We start from the raw sequence: 4,165 nt of genomic DNA, 5'->3' as shown, positions 1-4,165 counted from the left end.
CCGGCACCTATCTCGCCGCCGCCACGACCTACGCAAACGCTGTTCGGCAAAACCCCCGAGGCAACCGCTATACCGCCGATCTGCCCGACGAAGTCGCCGCCAAACTGCAAACCGCCGCCTGGACCGCCGTGCAGGATTATTTCAAGCGGTGAGGGCACGTCAGGGGTTTCACCCCCGATGCGCTTTGCGCGTCAAACGCGCGGGGACACCCCCAGCAAGGGACTTGTCCCTTGGCAATCCCATTTATTAATCGATCATTCCCTCGTTTCTTCGGATAAGAAGCGGGTTCCCCAAGGGGCCGAAGCCCCTTGGGCGGGGTTCGGGGCAGCGCCCCGACAAAACCTCTCTAACCAATAAACTCCAGCACCCCACCGCACGCCTGCTCCGGCGCGACGCGCAGCACCGGGCCGGGGAGCTGTCGAAGGCGACGCCATTGGCGGTCAGGGCGGCGGCGGTTTGCTCCAGGTTCGTGCTGCGCAGCGCCATCGCGACGATGGATGGGCTTTCCGGTGGCCCGCTGAGGGGGGAATAGAGCGTCGCGGCTTCCTCCGGCGTGACGAACAGCAGCACGCTGCCATCGCCCAGGTGAACGGCCCAGGCGTCGTCGGTCGGCACCACCGCCGAGCGCCCGAGCAAGGTTTCGTAGGCCTCCGCAATCGCTTCAGGATTATCGACGGCGATAGTGACGCTGGCGATGCCGGTCACGGCGTTGGGATGGATCTCCCAGCCGGGCTGACGCAGCAACTCCGGCGTTAGATGCTGGCAGAAGAAACCATTGATGGCGGGCAGCTCTTCCGGCGGTAGGCGCAGCAGCGAGAAAATGGGCTCAACCGGCTCGGCCCCCGCTTCCAGCAGGCGCGACAGGGTGAGCGGCCCTTCCGGGTGCAAGCCGCGCGCGGTGAGGGTGGCGGCGAGCGCGGTCGTTTCTTCCGTTCCCAAAACGATCCCTAGCAACCCTTGCCCGCGCCCCTCCAGGAAGCGGTCGAGATTATTGCTGAACAGACTTGGGTCGATAATCCCGAGAAGCTCAAGATAGCCTTGCGCCAGCATCACGCAGTAATTCGCCGTCCCCCAGCCTTGTGCCGCCCGCGAGGGGTGACGACAAAGCCGAGGCGGCGTAACTGCTCCCGCGCCGCCTCTAAATCGGCAACGCATAAATCACATGATCGAGACCCGTCATCGAGTGTCTCCTTTCTTAAGCTATGACCCGCGCCAGGAGCGGTTTAAGCGCCTCCAGCATCGCCGGGTCGCGCTGGGCGGGTGCTGTCATAATCGCATGCTCCAGCGCCGTGTCGCAGCCGTCGCGGCACGGCGGACGAGGGGCTGCCAAATGCGGCACGGTGGCTTGCAGCAACTGCCGCACTTTTGCGGCATTCGCGCCCGCCACCCGCACCACTTGATCGACCGTCACCGCGTCATGATCGGGGTGCCAACCGTCGAAATCGGTCACCATCGCGATGCTGGCGTAGCAAATCTCAGCCTCGCGGGCCAATTTTGCTTCCGGCATATTGGTCATGCCGATCACCGAACACCCCCAGGCGCGATAGAGTTCGCTTTCAGCTTTAGTGGAGAATTGCGGCCCTTCCATGACCATATAGGTGCCGCCGCGCCGGATCGGCTGGCCGATCTCCTGAGCTGCGGCGGCAATCGCATCGCCCAGGCGCGAGCAGATCGGATGGGCCAGGGGCACATGGCCAACCAAACCGGGGCCGAAGAAGCTTTTTTCGCGCGCGAAAGTGCGGTCGATGAACTGATCGACCAGCACGAAGGTGCCCGGCGGCAGATCCTCCTTCAGCGAGCCCACCGCCGAGACGGCGAGAATATCGGTCACGCCCAGCGCCTTCATTGCCCAAATATTAGCGCGATAATTCACCGTACTCGGCGTTTGCACATGCCCGCGCCCATGCCGGGGCAGGAAGACCATGCGCACGCCGCCAAGCTCGCCGACCAGCAGCGCATCGGAGGGCGCGCCGAAGGGCGTATGAACCTCGCCCCATTCGGCCCCATGCAGCCCATCGAGACTATAAACCCCGCTGCCGCCGATCACGCCGATAATCGGCATCTTCCTGTGCTGATCCATCATTCCCTCTAAACGCAACAAGCCGGGCGATCATGCCCGGCTTGCGCGGTTTTTTCAGCCGTGAAAAGCGGCTTAGTGGATATCGGCCCACACGCGGCGCTTGGCCGCATAGAAGAAGCCGGTGGCCACGATGAGGAACAGGATGACCTGCACGCCCAAGCGATGACGCTTTTCCAACTCGGGCTCGGCCGCCCAATTCAGGAAGACCGTTACGTCATGGGACATATTGGCGACGCTCGCTTGCGTGCCGTCGGCAAACGTCACCTGGCCGTCGTTCAGCGGCTGCGGCATGGCGATCTTATGGCCGGGGAAATACTTATTATAGTATTGCCCATCCAGAAGCTCCACATCCGCCGGAACCTTTTCATAGCCGGTCAACAGCGCATAGATATAATCCGGCCCGCCAACGCGCGCTTTATTAATCAGCGATAAATCGGGCGGATAAGCCCCATTGTTCGCAGCGCGTGAGGCGTTTTCATTCGGATAGGGCTTTACGATACGGTCGGACGCCCGGGCGGGCCGTTCGAACATTTCACCGGCATCGTTGGGGCCGTCGGTCACCTTATAGGCCGCCGCAATCGCCTTCACTTCCTCTTCCGAGAAGCCAAGGTCGCGCAGATTGCGATAAGAGACCAGCGACAGCGAGTGGCAGGCCGCGCAAACTTCCTTGTAGACCTGGAAGCCGCGTTGCGCCGCCGCCCGGTCGTAGGTGCCGAACACGCCGTAGAAGCCCCAGGACTGCTTCGGCAGGGTAACGGCATCGCCTGCCGCTTGCGCCCCGGAAACCAAGCCGAGCGTGAGCCCGGCCGCCAAAATGAGTTTCTTCAACATTACGGCTTCTCCATGCGGGCACCCGCGGGCGCGGCCCCACTCCCCAAGACCGCCGCCGCAATCGACGACGGCAGGGGCTTTGGCGTTTCGAGCTTGCCCAGCAGCGGCAGCACAACGAGGAAATGCAGGAAGTAATAGGCCGTCGCGATGCGGCTGATTACCACATAGATGCCTTCGGCAGGCTTGCCCCCGGCCCAACCGAGTACGAAGCAATCCAGCACCAGCAGCCAGAAGAACCAGAAGTAGACCGGGCGGAACTTCGTCGACCGGATCTTCGAGGTATCGAGCCACGGCAGCACCGCCAGCACGCCGATGGCGGCAAACATGGCGAGCACGCCGCCGAGCTTGTCCGGGATCGACCGCAAAATGGCGTAGAACGGCAGGAAGTACCATTCCGGTACAATATGCGGCGGGGTCTGCATCGGGTTCGCCGGAATGTAGTTATCCGGTTCGCCAAAGAAGTTTGGCGCGAAGAAGACGAAGAAGGCGAAGACGATCGCAAAAATACCAATCCCGAACAGGTCTTTGACCGTGTAATAGGGATGGAACGGGATCTTATCCTTATCGCTTTTCGCATCGATGCCGAGCGGATTGTTCGAACCGAACTGATGCAGCGCCGCGATGTGCAAAATCACCACGCCGACGATGACGAACGGCAGCAGGAAATGCAGTGCGAAGAAGCGATTCAGCGTCGGGTTATCAACCGAGAAGCCGCCCCACAGCAGCGTCACAATATGCTCGCCGACAATCGGGAAGGCCGAGAAGAGGTTGGTGATAACCGTCGCGCCCCAGAAGCTCATCTGGCCCCACGGCAGCACATAGCCCATGAAGGCGGTCGCCATCATCAGCAGCAGCAGAACGACGCCTAAGATCCACAGCAGCTCGCGCGGGGCCTTGTAGGACCCGTAGTAGAGCCCGCGGAAAATATGAATATAGACGACGATGAAGAACATCGATGCGCCATTCACATGAATATAGCGGATCATCCAGCCGCCGTTCACGTCGCGCATGATGCGTTCGACGCTATTGAAAGCGAGATCCACATGGGCCGTGTAGTTCATGGCAAGGAAGAGCCCCGAAAGGATCATCACCACCAGCACTACGCCGGCCAAGGAACCGAAGTTCCAGAAATAATTCAGGTTGCGCGGCGTCGGATAGCCGCTGCCCACCGAATGATCCAGCAGGGTGAAGATCGGCAAACGAGTGTCGATCCATTTCACCAGGCCGTTTTGCTTGCCTGTCGTACTCATTTTT

Annotated in this window: 4 protein-coding genes; all 4 read right to left on the bottom strand. The window is 61.3% G+C overall.

Annotated elements, in window-relative coordinates; all coding sequences use genetic code 11:
• Positions 1 to 246: 246 nt before the first annotated feature.
• The 4 genes from VZ95_RS09245 to VZ95_RS09230 all read right to left on the bottom strand — a co-directional run bounded on the left by VZ95_RS09245 (position 247) and on the right by VZ95_RS09230 (position 4,161).
• Complete coding sequence (locus tag VZ95_RS09245; protein WP_084627686.1) at positions 247 to 1,155, bottom strand: VOC family protein; 909 nt, start codon at positions 1,153 to 1,155, stop codon at positions 247 to 249.
• Positions 1,156 to 1,195: 40 nt separating this feature from the next.
• Positions 1,196 to 2,083 carry an S-methyl-5'-thioadenosine phosphorylase gene (locus tag VZ95_RS09240; protein WP_045775591.1) on the bottom strand — a complete coding sequence of 296 codons (888 nt, stop codon included), beginning with the start codon at positions 2,081 to 2,083 and terminating at the stop codon, positions 1,196 to 1,198.
• Between the two features lie 69 nt (positions 2,084 to 2,152).
• Entirely contained in the window at positions 2,153 to 2,911 is a 759-nt protein-coding gene (locus tag VZ95_RS09235) for a cytochrome c1 (protein ID WP_045775590.1), read from the bottom strand.
• Positions 2,911 to 4,161: a cytochrome b gene (locus VZ95_RS09230; RefSeq protein WP_045775593.1), complete on the bottom strand. Its 1,251-nt coding sequence runs from the start codon at positions 4,159 to 4,161 to the stop codon at positions 2,911 to 2,913. Before VZ95_RS09230 ends, VZ95_RS09235 begins: the two co-directional genes overlap by 1 nt.
• Between the last annotated feature and the right edge of the window lie 4 nt (positions 4,162 to 4,165).

Source organism: Elstera litoralis, assembly GCF_000963705.1.
Lineage (GTDB): Bacteria > Pseudomonadota > Alphaproteobacteria > Elsterales > Elsteraceae > Elstera > Elstera litoralis.
This window is presented reverse-complemented; position numbering and strand designations above follow the sequence as displayed.

Coding starts and splice junctions, on each gene's coding strand:
- VZ95_RS09240 (WP_045775591.1), bottom strand. CDS start 2,083: ATGATGGATCAGCACAGGAAGATGCCGATTATCGGCGTGATCGGCGGC.
- VZ95_RS09235 (WP_045775590.1), bottom strand. CDS start 2,911: ATGTTGAAGAAACTCATTTTGGCGGCCGGGCTCACGCTCGGCTTGGTT.
- VZ95_RS09245 (WP_084627686.1), bottom strand. CDS start 1,155: ATGCGTTGCCGATTTAGAGGCGGCGCGGGAGCAGTTACGCCGCCTCGG.
- VZ95_RS09230 (WP_045775593.1), bottom strand. CDS start 4,161: ATGAGTACGACAGGCAAGCAAAACGGCCTGGTGAAATGGATCGACACT.